Origin of the sequence: Streptomyces sp. NPDC096311 (genome assembly GCF_044763085.1) — a bacterium.
GTDB lineage: Bacteria > Actinomycetota > Actinomycetes > Streptomycetales > Streptomycetaceae > Streptomyces.
Genome location: NZ_JBIWFN010000006.1, coordinates 367086 through 382205, shown reverse-complemented (window position 1 = coordinate 382205; position 15120 = coordinate 367086). Strand labels below are relative to the sequence as shown.

Sequence of the window (15120 nt, the reverse complement as noted above, 5' to 3'; positions counted from 1 at the left end):
TTGACACATGACGACGAACCCACCTGTCACGGCATCCGTACGTCTCGACGACCTCATCGAGGCCATCAAGAAGGTCCACACCGACGCGCTCGACCAGCTCCAGGACGCGGTGATCGCGGCGGACCACCTCGGCGACGTGGCCGACCACCTGATCGGCCACTTCGTGGACCAGGCCCGGCGATCGGGCGCGTCCTGGACGGACATCGGCAAGAGCATGGGGGTCACCCGGCAGGCGGCGCAGAAGCGCTTCGTCCCCAAGGCCGAGTCGGACCTCGACCCCAGCCAGGGCTTCGGCCGCTACACGCCCCGCGCCCGGAACGCGGTCGTGGCCGGGCACAACGAGGCGAAGGCCGCGGGCAACGCGGAGGGACTCACCGAGCACCTCGTCCTCGGCCTCCTCTCCGAGCCCGAGGGACTCGCCGCGAAGGCGATCACCGCGCAGGGCGTGACCCTGGACGCCGTCCGCGAGGCCGCGACCGCGGCGCTCCCGCCGGCGGCCGACGAGGTCCCGGAGCTCATCCCGTACGGCCCCGCCGCCAAGAAGGCCCTGGAACTCACCTTCCGCGAGGCCCTGCGCCTCGGCCACAACTACATCGGCACCGAACACATCCTCCTGGCCCTCCTGGAGTACGAGAACGGCAACGGCGTCCTCAGTGGCCTCGGCATCGACAAGACAGCGGCGGAGACCTACCTCGCGCGCCTGCTGGAGGTCCCCGCTGTGGGGGGACAGCAGAAGGACCAGCAGCAGGACCCGCAGAAGGACCAGCAAGAAGATCAGTAGGGTCGCGTCCGCGGCCGTTGTCAGACCCCCCTGCGAGACTCGGAACCATGAGCGACCGGTGGGCTCTCGGGCCGGCCGAGGACGGTGGTGCGGAGGTCGCCCCCCTCGGCTCCGACGGGCTGCCCGCGGGGCCGGTGCGCAGGGAGGCGGACCTGGTCGAGGCCGTGCGGGGGCGACCCGACGTGGTCCGGTGGGTCTGGCGGTCCACGGCCGAGGTCTATCCGCGTCTGCTCGCCGCGGGGGTGCGAGTGGAGCGGTGTTACGACATCGAGGCCGCCGAGACACTGCTGCTCGGCCACGAGGGCCGGCTCGGCGAACCCCGGTCGGCGGCCGCCGCGCTGGCGAGGCTGCGCGGCGGCCCCGTGCCGCCGGATCCCCCGCAGCGCTCCGCCGAGCCCGGCTCGCAGTCGTCCCTCTTCGAGCCGCGCCCGGTCCGCGTACCCCTGGAAGACCTCCTGGCGGTGTACGCCGATCAGCGCCGCCGGCACGACATGACCGCACGCCCGGAGCGCATGCACCTGCTGACCACGGCCGAGTCCGCGGGCATGCTGGTGGCGGCCGAGATGAACCGCACCGGGCTGCCGTGGCGCGCGGACGTCCACCGCGAGGTTCTGCACGAGCTGCTCGGCGAGCGGTACGCGGGCGGCGGCGAGCCCAGACGCCTCGCCGAGCTCACGGACGAGGTGTCGGCCGCCTTCGGCAGGCGCGTCCGCCCCGATCTGCCCGCCGACGTCGTCAAGGCCTTCGCGCAGGCCGGGATCAAGATCAAGTCCACCCGGCGGTGGGAGATCGAGACCATCGAGCACCCGGCCGTGAAGCCGCTGCTCGAGTACAAGAAGCTGTACCGGATCTGGGTGGCGCACGGCTGGTCCTGGCTCCAGGACTGGGTGCGCGACGGACGCTTCCGGCCCGAGTACCTGCCCGGCGGGACCGTCACCGGCCGCTGGGTGACCAACGGCGGCGGCGCCCTGCAGATCCCCAAGGTGATCCGGCGTGCCGTCGTCGCCGACCCGGGCTGGCGGCTCGTGGTGGCCGACGCCGACCAGATGGAGCCGCGGGTGCTGGCCGCGATCTCGCGCGACCCCGGCCTGATGGAGGTCGCGGGCCGGGAGAGCGACCTGTACCAGTCGGTGTCGGACCGGGCGTTCGCCGGCGACCGGGCACAGGCCAAACTCGCCGTGCTCGGGGCGGTGTACGGGCAGACGTCCGGCGACGGCCTGAAGAACCTGGCCGCGCTGAGACGACGCTTCCCCCGCGCCGTCGCCTACGTGGACGACGCGGCGCGGGCAGGCGAGGAGGGCCGACTCGTACGGACGTGGCTGGGGCGGACGAGCCCCCCGGCAGCCGGTGCGTCCGACGCCTCCTCGGAGGAGGCGGGCATCCCGCAGGACGAACCCGCCGAGCCCCTCGGAGACCAGGGCTGGGTGCCGGGCTACGCCTCCTCCAACTCCCGCGCCCGCGGCCGCTTCGCGCGCAACTTCGTCGTCCAGGGCAGCGCCGCCGACTGGGCGCTGCTGCTGCTCGCCGCCCTCCGGCGCGCCTGCGCGGACCTCGCCGCCGAGCTGGTCTTCTTCCAGCACGACGAGGTGATCGTGCACTGTCCGGCCGAGGAGGCGGACGCGGTCGTGGCCGCGATCCGGGAGGCCGCGGAGCTGGCGGGACGGCTGACGTTCGGCGAGAGCCCGGTCCACTTCCCGTTCACGACGGCGGTGGTGGAGTGCTACGCGGACGCGAAGTGACCCGGACGGCGGCCCGCGTCCCGCTCCCCCCAGGTGACCGGCTCCTCCCGTTGGCCTCCTCCAGGTGACCTACTCCTCCTCCAGGTGACCTACTCCTCCTCCAGGAGTTCCCTCAGCGCTCCCACCACCGAGGTGTCCGTCCCGTCCAGCGCCGCGAGCGCCGACTTCCACAGCTCGTACGCCCCTCCGGCATCCCCCTGCGCGTGCAGCAGCAGCCCCAGCTGATGCCGGGCGAGCCCGCCGGTGTACCGGTCGGCGCGCTGATCGGCGCGGAGGAGCAGCAGGTCGCACTCGCGCGTGGCCCGTTCGGCATGCCCCACCCCGCGCAGCGCGCGCACCAGCCCGAGCCGCGTCTGCGACTCCCCGTGCCAGTCTCCGTGACCGCCGAGGATGCGCAGGCTCTCCTCGAAGTGCGGTACGGCGGCGGCCGGTTCGCCGAGCGTCAGGTGGGCGTAGCCGATGTTGCAGTGCGCGGAGTGCCGGATGATCACGTCGTCCATCGCGTCGCCGATCGCCAGGCTGCGCTTGTGGTGGTCGATGGCGGCCCGGGCGTCCGTGTGCTCGTACAGATTGCCGAGGTGGCTGTAGGTGATGGCCTCGGTGTGCGGGTCGCCCAGCTCCCGGGAGAGTTCGAGGCTCTGCAGCAGCGCCTCGCTGGACTCGGCATGGCGGCCCAGCCCCTCCAGGAGCATGCCGCGGTTGTTCAGACCGCGCCGGATCCACGACAGCACCCCGAGCCGCCGCCAGATCGCCAGCGCCTCGTCGTTCAGCGTGAGCGCCTCGCTCGCGCGGCCCGTCATGAAGTGCAGCCCCGCGAGGTCCCCGAGCGCGTACGCCTGCGCGGCCTCGTCCCCGAGCCGCCGCGCCGCGCCCAGCGCGGCCCGCAGGAGCACCTCCGACTCCGGGACGCGCCCGCTGCGCTGGAGATAGGGGTTGAGCAGCCGCACCAGCACGGGAACGTACGCGGAGGTGTCCGCGTACCGCTCCACCAGCGCCACCACGTTCTCCAGTTCCAGGTCGCCCCAGGAGAAGGCGTCCCTGGCGGTGCAGAACGGCGGCGTGGCCGCGGCGTCCACCGTGTGCGCGGCCGGTTGCGCGGCGGTCGGCCGGCCGCGGTCCTCGCGGTCGAGGCCCGGCTCGACGATCGCTTCGAGGGAGCGGGCGGCGACACCGGCGTACCAGCGCAACGCCCGCTCGGACACGCGGATGCCCGCGCCCCCGTCCCCGGGTTCCCCGTCCGTCTCGCCCGCGATCTCCCGGGCGAAGTCGCGGACGAGATCGTGGGGTGCGTAGCGGCCGTACGCCGTCTCCTCCAGGAGCGCGACGTCGACGAGGCGGTCGAGGGCGGCCTCGGCACGGAACTCGGCGACGCCGGAGAGCCGGGCGAGCAGGGGCGCCCCGTACACGGGGAGGTCGAGCGCGCCGATGCCGCGCAGCACGAGCGCCGCGTCCTGGTCGGCCTCACGCTCCGAGGCACGAAGCGCGTCGAGCGCGACGGCCAGCGATCTGCGGACGCTCAGGTCGTCGTACTCCAGATGATGCAACCGCCCTTCGGTGGCGGTCAGTTGACTGGCGAGGACGTCCGGCGTGAGCGCGCGGCGCGCGGCGAGGCGGGCCGCGACCACCCGCAGGGCGAGCGGCAACCGGCCGGTGAGCTCGACGAGGGGGTGCGCACTGTCGAGGCCGTCCACCCGCCCGGACACCGCGCGCAGCAGCGCCGCGCTGTCCTCCATCGAGAGCGGCGCGAGCGGGAAGCGCCGCGCGCCGTCCAGCGCGGTGAGCGGTGAACGGCTCGTCACGATCACCGCGCACCCTGCGCCCGCGGGCAGCAGCGGCCGTACCTGAGCGGCGTGCGCGGCGTCGTCGAGCACCATCAGGGTGCGCGTCGGAGCCAGCATCGAGCGGAGCAACGCGGCGGCGGCGTCCGGGTGTTCGGGGATACGGCGCGGTTCGGCACCGAGGTCGCGCAGCAGCGCGGCGAGCGCCTGACCGGGGGTGAGGGGGGTCATTCCGGGCGTGGCGCCGTGCAGGTTGACGTACAGCTGGCCGTCGGGGAAACGTTCCCGCAGGCCGTGTGCCACATGCAGCGCCAGGGCGCTCTTGCCGACTCCGGCCATCCCGCTGATGACGGCGACGGCCGGAGCGGCGGGGCCGGGGTGCCGGGCCGTGTCGAGGGCCACGTTCAGTTCCCGGCGTACGTCGGCGCGGCCGGTGAAGTGCCCGGGCGGAGGCGGGAGCTGGGCGGGCCGGGGCGGGGCCGGTTCCGCCGGGGCGGCCTGCTCCGCGCGGTCTCCGTCCGCGTTCTCGTTCCCGTCCCGGTCGGGTGCGGACGCGTCGCTCTCCCCCGCCCGCGCACGCAGGATCTCCAGATGCGCCGCGCGCACCGCGGGCCCGGGCTCGACACCGAGTTCCTCCACCAGGCGGGCCCGTAGGTCGCGGTGGACGGCCAGGGCTTCGGCCTGACGTCCGGTGCGGTGCAGTACGAGCATCAGCAGTCGGTGGAAGGCCTCACGCAGGGGGTACTCGGCGACCAGTGCGGACAACTCGGGCGCGAGGGCGGCGAGTCGGGTGACGCCGGGGGCGCTGGAGGTGTTGGAGGTGTTGGAGGTGTTGTGAGCACCGGTGGCTTCCGTTGCTTTTGCGTCGGCGGAGACCCCGGCGTCCCCGATGTCACCGCCATCCCCGATGTCACCGCCATCCCCGGTGTCACCGAAAACCCAGCCGACCCCGGGACCACCAGTGCCCCCAGCATGCGCCTTGTCACCGGCGCCCTCACCCGCAAAGGTCCCCCCGGCCCCCGGCCCCGCAAGCCGCAACTCGGCCTCGTACCGGCACTCCAGGACGAGCAGCCGCGCCTCCTCCAGGCGCTGGACGAGCGCGTGTCCGCCGAGTTCGGGCGGGACCCCGCCGAGCGGTGTGCCGCGCCACAGCACGAGCGCCGCCAGCGCCTCGCGCAGCGCCCGCTCCCAGTCGCGCCCGGCGTGCGCGGCGCGCGCGGCCGTGACGTGGGACTCGAAGACGCGCACGTCCAACTCACCCTCGCCGACCCGCAGGAGATACCCGGGCGGCATGGCCCGCAGCCGCTCCGGATCGTCGAGGAGCCGTCGCAGCCGGGTGACGTGGTTCTGCAACGAGGCCTGCGCGGACGCGGGCGGCGCCCCACCCCACAGCGCGTCCTTGAGCGCGTCCACCGAGACGACCCGGCCCGGCTCCAGGAGCAGCGCGACCAGCAGGGCGCGCATCTTGCCGCCGCCGATCGAACGGACCTCGCCGTCGGCGTCGTACAACACCGGAGGCCCCAGCAGCCCGAACCGCAGCCCGTACCGCATAGCCCGCCCCACTGCCTTTCCGTGCGACCGACCCGACCGGTTCAGACCGGTACCGACCACACCCATGGCGACTTCGCGCCTTCTTGCGACGACTTCACGCCGACCGACTTCCGGTTTCCGGGTTTCCGGATGGAAACCCGTTGGCGACATGTTAGCGATCCGTTGGCGCGGGCTGATGGGATCACTGCATCGGATCTGGCCCGACGGTGCGCGCGTACGACGCGTAACTCGGGGGAGTGTCGCCGCCGTGGCCGGATCCGGGGACAGAGAGGGCCCCGGTCGTCGGAGGTGAGCGACCGGGGCCCTCGTCCGTCCCCGGCCGTCCTGCCGCTCGCCGTCAGATGACGGGCGGGCGTCCCAGCCGCGTGAGCCGCCACACCGTCCGCCACCGCATCGGCCGCCGCTCGCCGCCCGACTGCCGCAGGCCCTCCGCGAAGCCGCCGAACCAGGCCCGCAGCCCGCCGAGCGACCGCGTCCGTGCGAGCGTCAGCAGCATCCAGATTCCCAGGTGCACGGGGATGAGCGGGAGGGGCAGCCTGCGACGGGTGAGCCAGACCCGGTTGCGGGCGGTGACCCGGTAGTAGATGGCGTGCCGGGCGGGCGAGGTCTTGGGGTGCTGGAGCAGCAGTTCGGGCTCGTAGAGCACGGTCCACCCGTCGTCGATGGCCCGCCAGGCCATGTCCGTCTCCTCGTGTGCGAAGAAGAACTCGGCGGGCCAGTCCCCGATCCGGGCGAGCATGGGCATGGACAGCGCGTGTCCGCCGCCGAGGAACCCGGTGACCGGACCGCCCCGCATCGGGTCCTTGGCCCCGACCCGGGGCACGTGCCGGCGCTGGGTCTCCCCGTGCTCGTCGGCGATGCGGAAGCCGACGATGCCCAGGCGCGGATCGGCGGTGTACAGGTCCCGCACCTTGCGCAGCACATCCGCGTCGACCAGCAGCCCGTCGTCGTCCAGCTCGACGACGACGTCCACGTCCGCGAACTCCCTGAGGCGGGCGAGGCCCACGTTGCGCCCGCCCGGGCAGCCGAGGTTCTCCTCGACCTCGATGCCGGTCACCTCACCGGGCAGTCCCAGCCGCTCGGCGAACTCGGGCAGCGGACACCCGTTTCCCACGATCACGATCCGCGCGGGCGCGACGTCCTGCTTGGCCACCGAGGTGAGCAGCGCGTCGACCTCGTCGGGCCGGTTCCCCATGGTCACGACGGCAACGGCGATCCGAGGACCCTCCGACACGACACCACTCCATCCCAGGCCGACAACTCTGCCCGCGATGCTAGCCGTTCACCCGGAGTCTCCCTCACGTACGCCGCGTTTCCCCGTGCTCTCCGCATTTACTCACGTCGTACGAAGCTCTTTGCGCCGTACGAACTTCAGTCCCGACCAGTCCTCCCCCAGCGCGGCCACCTTCACGTCGACCACTCCGAACGGCAGGAAGATCTCGCGCAGGGCGTTCTCGGTGAGGTCGCTGCGGTGCCCGGCCGCCCTGCGTGGCCAGGCGATCCAGAGCATCGCGTGATCGGCGAGGCCGCCCACCAGCGCGGGAGCCTCGGCGACCAGTTCCCCCAGGGACCGGTGGAAGACGACGGTGACATCGGCCCCCGCGGCCCCGTCGCCCCCGGACACGGCACACCCCTCCGGCAGTCCGGGGATCTCCCACCCCTCGGGCCGGTGCACCAGCCGTACCCGCTGACCGGCCTTGACGCCGATCTTCTTGGCGAGCGGCGTACCGGAGTAGCCACCGCCGGCCGTACGGGACGTACTCACACCGGGCCCCTTCCCGCCCCTGCTTTCCGCGCGGTCAGGGGCGAACCTGCCCGGAACCTACTCGGTGCGGGGGCCACGACACGGGGTGCGCGCCCGGAGTCCCGGCAACTCTCACCGACTCTTACCGACTCGTGTCGGCTCTTACCGGACGCACACCCGCGCGGCCTCAGGCGGCGTACGCGCCCCGCACCTCGAAACGCTCGGCGGACGGCGGGGCCGCCAGCCAGTCCTTCAGACCCGCCTGGAACTCACGGAACTCCTGGATCGCGGAGAGCGGATTCTCGGTCCCGTCCGCGATCTCGAGTTCCGCGAGGTAGGTGACTCCGTCGGGGAGCCGGTACGAGGCGTAGCGCACGCCCTCGGGCCGCGCGGTCTCGATCGCGGCGAACATCTTCCGCAGCGCCGCTTCGAGCGCGTCGACGCACTCGAGCCTCACCGTGGCACGCACCATCAGAACAGCCATGTCGTCATCTCCTTCTCGTCCCCGTCACACCCGCCACACCGCTACCGGGCCACGTGGGTGGCGCCATCTCCCTGACGCGCCCGGAGGCGGAGATGTGACAGGGACGCAGAAGGAAATCCCCGACCGGTCAGGCGTTGGGGTCGAACGAGATGCCCGCCGCCATGGCCTTCGTGAGGTGGGCGGCGAAGTTGGCGTCCTTGAGTCCGAAGTTGGCGCTGCCGAAGTCGTAGGCGCTCAGCTTGTCGCGCAGACCCGCCGGGTAGCCGTTCCAGCCGACCAGGGCCGGATACTGCCAGGTGTGGTAGCCGTTCTCCGGCGGCTCGTCGCCCGAGTTCGCGAGCCGGAAGTCGTGGGTGCTCAGACCGTCCTTGTGGTAGACGATCTTGGGGTGCGTGCCGTCCCACAGGACCTGGTCGGCGCTGTAGACGTTGAAGTCGCCGTGCGCGGACGTGGAGACGTACTTGGCCTGGTTGTTCTGCACCCAGACCGCCACGTGCTCCCAGTCGTGGCGGTGCCCGCCGATCGTGGCCTGGTCCTTCTCGAAGTAGAGGCCGTAGAGGATCACGCACCAGCCGTTGTTGCACTTCTCGCGCGAGTAACCGTTGGTGTTGTCGAGGTCCGAGGTGTCGTGGCACTCGCCGCTGGGTGAACCCGAGGGCTTGAGGCCGCCGTTGATGGTCCCGTCGGGGCCGATGGCGGGCGTGGGGTAGCAGCCGTCCGTGTCGTAGTCGTACGCCGGCTGCCAGGTCTTCTCCAAGTCGTCCGCGTTGGCGGGCAGGGCCTTGGGCGGGGCGGCGAGCGCGCTGCTGGGGAAGGCGACGACCAGCGCGACGGCGCTGCCGAGGATGAGAGAGGCCCTGCGTACGCGCGAGCTCTTCTGCACTGCGTCCTCCTGAGGGACCGCGAGGGGGGTGGGGCAAGCGGTTTCATTGGCATGCCCGGATCACCCTCACCCGACTCGTTGAGCGCTCAAGCGGTGCGGGGTGTCCCGAGGGTGAAGGATCAACCAACAAAGGGGACGGGGGAGTTGACGCCGATCTCGACCGACCCCCCGGTCGACACCTCTAGGCGGACACCCCGGTCGGCCAGGCAGACACCCCTGCCGGCGCCCCGGACACCCCCGCCGGCGTCACTGACACCCTGGCCAGTGCCCCGGATACCCGGGGCGGCGTCCCAGACACCCCGGTCGGTGCCCCGGATACCCCCCTTGGCGTGCCGGACACCCGGGGGTTCGGCCGCCGGTCCTTGGGGACGGCGCTCGCCCCCGCGGCTCTCATCGTGCTTGCCGTTCGGAACCACACCGGGGCGGGCCGGTTCTCCGGCCCGCCCCGAGTCCCCGCCCGCCCCTTCACCCGCTCAACCGCGCGGCCAGGGACGCCCGTCGAGACGCTCGATGTCGCGGTTGAAACGGCTGAGATAGGCGGCGAACTCGGCCACGTCCTCGGGATCCCAGTCGGTCATGACCTTCTCCAGACCGTCCAGGTTCTCGGCGCGGTGGGCCTCCAGTCGGCGCCTGCCCTCCGCGGTGATGGCGAACTTCCGGGCGATACCCCCCTCGGGGTCGGGCATGCGCTCGACGACCCCGGCCCGCAGCATCGCGGCGGTCTGCCGGTTGAGGGTGGACGCATCCAGACCGAAGGCCTCTCTGAGCTCACCGATGGACATCGGGCCTTGCACCTGAATACGGCTGAGCAGGACGTACGCGCTGCGGTCCAGCCGCTCCTCACTCACCCCGCGCCCCCGCGGGTTGAGCATGTGCATGTGGCGCCCGAGCAGCATGGTCTCGAATTCCAGCAGGTCAAGTGGCTTGTCCACGCGAGGCATCCTTCGGCTCCCGGCTCGCTTCCCCTACAGGAAAGCTACCTCCCGCCAGGTATACCACCGCGATGTGTATGATGCACTTGACGTGCATGGTGCACATTACGTGCAGCATGCAACTCTCGTGCGCCTCGCCCGCGATCCGAGTGATCCGGGTGATCCGGCGACGCGGCGGGCCCGTAGACGCGGCAGGCCCGGATCCCCCGCAGGCCCGGATGCGCGGCACAGCGACAAGCCCGGAATGAGCAACAGGGAGTACCCGTGGACAGTTCCCAGCCCGCAGCCCGCTCCGGCGGTGTTGTCGGCATCCTCGCCTTCGGCGGCATCGTGGCCGCGATCACCCAGACACTGGTGGTGCCACTGATCGGGGAACTCCCGACCCTCTTCGACACCACTGCCTCGAACGCCTCCTGGGTCGTCACCGCCACGCTGCTCGCGGCGGCCGTGATCACCCCCGTCTCCGGCCGCCTCGGTGACATGTACGGCAAGAAGCGCATGCTTCTGGCCTCCCTGGTCCCGCTGATCCTGGGCTCCGTGGTCTGCGCCCTGTCCTCCTCGGTCGTCCCGATGATCGCCGGCCGCGGTCTGCAGGGCCTCGGCATGGGCGTGGTGCCCCTCGGCATCAGCCTGCTGCGGGACGTCGTACCGGCGGAGAAGCTCGGCTCGTCCATCGCGTTGATGAGCGCGTCCATGGGTGTGGGCGGCGCGCTCGGCCTGCCGTTCTCCGCGGCGATCGCCGAGAACGCCAGCTGGCGCGTGCTGTTCTGGGTCGTCGCCGCGCTGACCCTCGCGGTCGCCACGCTGATCTGGTTCTTCGTGCCCGCGGGCCGCGAGAACACCGCCTCGGGCAGCTTCGACCTGCTCGGCGCCATCGGCCTGGGCATCGCCCTGGTCTGCCTGCTCCTCGGCGTCTCCAAGGGCGCGGACTGGGGCTGGGGCAGCGTCACCACGCTCGGCCTGCTCGCCGCCGCGATCGTCCTGCTGCTGGCCTGGGGCTGGTGGGAGCTGCGCAGCGCCGAGCCGCTGGTCGACCTGCGGGTGACCGCGCGTCCGCAGGTACTGATGACGAACGCCGCCTCGATCCTGGTCGGCTTCGCGATGTACTCCCAGTCCCTCGTGATCCCCCAGCTGCTGCAACTGCCCAAGGAGACCGGCTACGGCCTCGGCGAGTCGATGCTGGCCATGGGCCTGTGGATGGCCCCGGCCGGCCTCATGATGATGATCATTTCCCCGGTCGGCGCCAAGCTCTCCGCCGCCAAGGGCCCCCGGATCACCCTGACCGTCGGCGCCCTGGTCATCGCCCTCGGCTACGGCATCTCCCTGCCGCTCATCGGAAACGGCTCCGCCTTGGGCCTGCTCGCCGTGACCATCGTCTGCAGCACGGGCGTCGGTTTCGCCTACGGTGCGATGCCCGCGCTCATCATGGGCGCGGTGCCCCAGTCGGAGACCGCCTCGGCCAACAGCTTCAACACGCTGATGCGCTCGATCGGCAGTTCCGTCTCGGCCGCCGTGATGGCCGTGGTCCTGGCCCAGATGACCACGAAGTTCGGCCCGGTCTCCCTGCCGTCCGAGAGCGGCTTCCGTGTCGCCATGCTGATCGGCTCCTGCGTCGGCATCGCCGCCGCGATCGTCGCCTTCCTCATCCCGGATGGCCGCACGACCACCCGGCCGCAGGCCGAACCCGCCCAGGGCGCGGCCCCCGAGGCGGTCGAGGCCAAGGCCTGACCCAACCAGAACCAGAACCAGAACCAGAGAAACCGCAGGTCGGACTCCTGACCTGCGGTTTCTTGTTTCCCCAGGTCAGGGCCTCGGGACGGCTTCGCGCGGCCCTGGGACGTCAGACTCCCCGGGCCACCCGCGGCATGTCCGGCTCCAGCGACGCCGCACCGGTACGAGCCCGGTGGAGCAGTCCCAGGGCCCCGGCCGTGAGGGTCCACAGGAGAAGGGGCAGTGCCGCCAACCGCTCCATGCCTCCTATGCCGAATCCGAGATTGCCGCTGGTCCCCAACTCCGCCCCACCGGCCACGGCAGGGGCCTTCGCCGCAACGGGCCGTCTGAATCTCGTACTGGTCATGGCAGTTGTGCTCACGGGTGCCTTCGCCGGCGACCTGCTCGTCTACGCCGTCGGGCGTCGTGGCAAGCACGGTGATGACGCCCAGCAGGGGATAGATCCACAGCGAGTCGCCCATGTGGTCACGCCGCTGCGCGACGTGCCGCGCTCGACAGGAAGACGGTGGCGAGCATCACGCCCACACTGACGATGAGGAACGCCGGTGACATGCCGGCCGGGGTGCCGTCGTCGGCCCGGATCGCGCCCATGAAGTCGACCGGTGCGATCCCGTTGACCGTGCCGTACCACAGGGGCAGATAGGCGAACTGGAACAGGCGGTGGGTCCGGCTGAGCGTGCCGAGGACGAGCGCGAAGGACGAGATGAACAGCGCCCCGAGGAACCAGTGGACCAGGCCCTGGGTGTCGGATCCGGTGACCATGCGCACTGCGGGACCGATGCCCGCGACCACCGTGAGCAGGAAGCCTGCTCCCCATTCCGCGGCCATCCGGCTGCGCGCCGCGGGATAGGCGCCGAGGATGGCTTCGACTCCGTACTCATGGCGCTGGGTGCCCAGACGGGACCAGATGAGAACCGGCCAGATCCAGGCCAGTGGAAGCAGGAAGCGCGTGACGCCGGTCGCGGGCGTGACCATCTGGGCGACGAGCGTGAGGAGGAGGACACCGGCCCACCACCACAAGGGGGTGCCCTGGAGGAGGATACGGATCTCTCCGACCAGGAGACGCAGTCCCGGATTTCCGTACTTCACGGAAGCGCGGGGCAGATTCGTGAACCCGGCGGAACGCTCCACCGTCTGGTCGTCCCGCATGACCACGGCGGGTGTCCCGGATCCGTCCGGCGTGGTGGCGGTGTCCGTTCCCGGGGCCACGAGGCCTGCGGACCGGGCCGGGTCGAACCGGGGGAACCACAGGGCGGGAAGCAGCGCGAGCGCCACGGCGATCACGAGGAGCGCGTACCGGCTGAGCAGAAACGCGGGGCTCGGGTCGAAGCCGTGCCACACGAAGGTTTTCAGGGGCTTGTCCACCAACGTCAGCCCCAGGCTGAACTCGCCCACTTTGTCGGGGTCGATGCCCTGCGCCTTCATGCCCGCACCCAGCGACTGGACGACGCTGTGGACACCGATGCCGCCGAGCGGGGCGTTGGGGGACTGGCCGCCGATCGCGATGAACGCCCAGATGAAGAACCACAGGACGTTGCCGAGCCCCGCCCTCAGCAGCGGGATGGCCTCGAAGAGCAGAGCCGCGGCCGCGGTGAACGCCATCAGCGGCAGCGCGATCACCACGAAGGGACTCAGCAGTTCCACGGGGTTGACCGTCATGATCTCCCCGCGCGCCAGCTGCATGACCACCGCGGTGATCACGAGGACGCCCAGCATGGAGGCCAGCACCAGCACACTGCTGAGGAACTTGGCGAGCAGATACGCCCAGGTCCGCAGCGGCGTCGCCACCAGGAGCCTGCCCACACCGGTGGCCTCGTCGCGCGAGATCGCGTTGCGCACGACGTAGAACCCGCCGAGCGAGAGCCAGACCGTGCCCGCGAGAGCGACGACCATGCCGATGTACGCGCTGTTGTAGGTGCCGCGGTAGGCACCCACCTGCATGACCACCCAGCCGGATTCCTTGGCCGGCGTGGCGAGATAGCCCAGCCCGACCGCGGCGATCAGGATGACGGCGTACGCCGGCCGGCGCACCCGGTCCCAGAAGTCGCCGATCGCAAGCCTGAGGAGTACTTCCAGCATCACTGCCATCCCGTGGGCTCGGCGGGAGCGGCCAGCGGCGCGGACGGCTGCGCGGCCTGGTTCACGATGGCCAGGTAGGCGTCCTCGAGATCGGGGTCGACCCGCTCGGCGGTGGCGTACGGCGGTACGTGGGTCAGCAGACGTACCCGGACGCCGCTCGAGGTGCGGATCATCCTGCTGACGATCTGCCGCTTCTGGATGACGGGGACGTCCGCGGGGTCGACGAGGACCTCCCACACCCGCCCCTCGACCGCTGCGAGGAGGTCCTCCGGGGATCCTCGGCGCTGCAGTCGTCCGTTCGCGACCACCGCGATGTCCGAGGCCACCGACTCGACGTCGGAAACGATGTGGGTGGACAGCATGACGACCCGGTCCGCGGCGAGATCGCTCAACAGGTTCCGGAAACGGACCCGTTCCTCGGGGTCGAGACCGGCGGTGGGCTCGTCCACGATGATCACCTTCGGATCGGCGAGCAGCGCCTGGGCGATGCCCACGCGCCGCATCATGCCGCCGGAGTACTTGCCGAGGGGGCGCTTGACCGCCTCGGTGAGGTTGACCAGTTCCAGCAGCTCGTCGATGCGGGCGCGGGACGAGCGGGCCGAAAGGCCCTTGGCGGCCGCGAGGTAGGAGAGGAACTCCCGCGAGGTGAGGTTCGGGTACACGCCGAAGTCCTGCGGGAGGTAGCCGAGGGTGCGGCGCAGCACGTCGGGCTTGGCCACCACATCGGTGCCGTCGAAGAGAACCTGGCCGCTGGTCGGCCGGGTCACGGTCGAGGCGATCCGCATGAGCGACGACTTGCCGGCTCCGTTCGGGCCCAGCAGCCCGAGCATTCCGGTCTCCAGCCGCATGGTCATCCCGTCCACGGCCCGCTTGCCGCCCCGGTAGGTCTTGGTGATGTCAATGAGTTCCAGCATGATGTCTCCCCCTACGCCCCGAAGTCCCTGACACCGGCCAGCGGCGCCGAGACAGCCGCCCGCGCGCCTTTCAACTTCGTGGCGCGACCGTTGCGCAGCACCTTCACGGACTTCGGTACCTCGACCCGGAAGCGCACATCGCAGTTGGCGAACCGTGCGCAGCCCGCCTGGAGGTCCAGGGTGCCGTCCGTGAGCTTCCAGCTGGAGTGCGGCTTGGCCCCGGGCTGAACGTCGAACCACCGAGTGACCCTCACGTCCCCGCGGTCGCTCACGACGAGGTCCGTGGGAATGCCATGAGAGCGCACGTTGAGCGTCTTCCCGTCGAACGAGAAGGTCTTCTTCTCGGGTGTCGCATCGTCGGCATTGGCGCAGCCCGTGACAACGGCCACCGATGTCAGGGCAATGGCTGCCAGGACGCTCCTTGATAAACCACGAGAGAACACGCGAACCTCCGGATAGCTCAGTAGACCTCTGAAGCATGGTTTTTCTGAGCCCGGCAGACAT

13 protein-coding genes are annotated in these 15120 nt (G+C 71.2%); 3 read left to right on the top strand and 10 right to left on the bottom strand.

Features of this window, described 5'->3' with window-relative positions; all coding sequences use genetic code 11:
• Positions 1 to 7: 7 nt before the first annotated feature.
• Together ACIRA5_RS18340 and ACIRA5_RS18335 are read left to right on the top strand one after the other, a co-directional pair.
• Positions 8 to 781: a Clp protease N-terminal domain-containing protein gene (locus ACIRA5_RS18340; RefSeq protein ID WP_403691820.1), complete on the top strand. Its 774-nt coding sequence runs from the start codon at positions 8 to 10 to the stop codon at positions 779 to 781.
• A gap of 47 nt (positions 782 to 828) precedes the next feature.
• Positions 829 to 2520, top strand: a complete 1692-nt coding sequence (locus ACIRA5_RS18335) for a bifunctional 3'-5' exonuclease/DNA polymerase (protein WP_403691818.1) — start codon at positions 829 to 831, stop codon at positions 2518 to 2520.
• Positions 2521 to 2609: 89 nt separating this feature from the next.
• On the opposite strand, the gene ACIRA5_RS18330 is transcribed toward ACIRA5_RS18335, so the two are convergent.
• From ACIRA5_RS18330 to ACIRA5_RS18305, 6 genes are all read right to left on the bottom strand, one after another.
• Entirely contained in the window at positions 2610 to 5849 is a 3240-nt protein-coding gene (locus tag ACIRA5_RS18330; protein WP_403691817.1) for a BTAD domain-containing putative transcriptional regulator, read from the bottom strand.
• A 337-nt stretch (positions 5850 to 6186) separates the two neighbouring features.
• Positions 6187 to 7083, bottom strand: coding sequence for a glycosyltransferase family 2 protein (locus ACIRA5_RS18325; protein WP_403691815.1), 897 nt, complete (start codon positions 7081 to 7083; stop codon positions 6187 to 6189).
• A 102-nt stretch (positions 7084 to 7185) separates the two neighbouring features.
• Positions 7186 to 7614, bottom strand: coding sequence for a DUF3052 domain-containing protein (locus ACIRA5_RS18320; protein WP_403691814.1), 429 nt, complete (start codon positions 7612 to 7614; stop codon positions 7186 to 7188).
• Positions 7615 to 7780: 166 nt separating this feature from the next.
• Positions 7781 to 8077 (bottom strand): hypothetical protein, encoded by a 297-nt coding sequence (locus tag ACIRA5_RS18315; RefSeq protein ID WP_403691812.1) that lies wholly within the window; start codon positions 8075 to 8077, stop codon positions 7781 to 7783.
• 127 nt (positions 8078 to 8204) lie between these two features.
• Complete coding sequence (locus tag ACIRA5_RS18310) at positions 8205 to 8960, bottom strand: NPP1 family protein (protein WP_403691811.1); 756 nt, start codon at positions 8958 to 8960, stop codon at positions 8205 to 8207.
• 473 nt (positions 8961 to 9433) lie between these two features.
• Positions 9434 to 9892 (bottom strand): MarR family winged helix-turn-helix transcriptional regulator, encoded by a 459-nt coding sequence (locus ACIRA5_RS18305; RefSeq protein WP_403691809.1) that lies wholly within the window; start codon positions 9890 to 9892, stop codon positions 9434 to 9436.
• 264 nt (positions 9893 to 10156) lie between these two features.
• Here ACIRA5_RS18305 and ACIRA5_RS18300 point away from each other — a divergent pair, with 264 nt between their 5' ends.
• Positions 10157 to 11620, top strand: a complete 1464-nt coding sequence (locus ACIRA5_RS18300) for an MFS transporter (protein ID WP_403691807.1) — start codon at positions 10157 to 10159, stop codon at positions 11618 to 11620.
• Between the two features lie 112 nt (positions 11621 to 11732).
• Here ACIRA5_RS18300 and ACIRA5_RS18295 read toward each other — a convergent pair whose 3' ends face one another.
• The 4 genes from ACIRA5_RS18295 to ACIRA5_RS18280 all read right to left on the bottom strand — a co-directional run bounded on the left by ACIRA5_RS18295 (position 11733) and on the right by ACIRA5_RS18280 (position 15005).
• Positions 11733 to 11969 (bottom strand): hypothetical protein, encoded by a 237-nt coding sequence (locus ACIRA5_RS18295; RefSeq protein ID WP_403691806.1) that lies wholly within the window; start codon positions 11967 to 11969, stop codon positions 11733 to 11735.
• Positions 11970 to 12088: 119 nt separating this feature from the next.
• Complete coding sequence (locus ACIRA5_RS18290; protein ID WP_403691804.1) at positions 12089 to 13702, bottom strand: hypothetical protein; 1614 nt, start codon at positions 13700 to 13702, stop codon at positions 12089 to 12091.
• Positions 13702 to 14616 (bottom strand): ABC transporter ATP-binding protein, encoded by a 915-nt coding sequence (locus ACIRA5_RS18285; RefSeq protein WP_403691802.1) that lies wholly within the window; start codon positions 14614 to 14616, stop codon positions 13702 to 13704. The genes ACIRA5_RS18290 and ACIRA5_RS18285 overlap by 1 nt, the downstream gene beginning before the upstream one ends.
• Before the next feature lie 11 nt (positions 14617 to 14627).
• Positions 14628 to 15005, bottom strand: a complete 378-nt coding sequence (locus ACIRA5_RS18280) for a hypothetical protein (RefSeq protein ID WP_403691800.1) — start codon at positions 15003 to 15005, stop codon at positions 14628 to 14630.
• Positions 15006 to 15120: the final 115 nt, after the last annotated feature.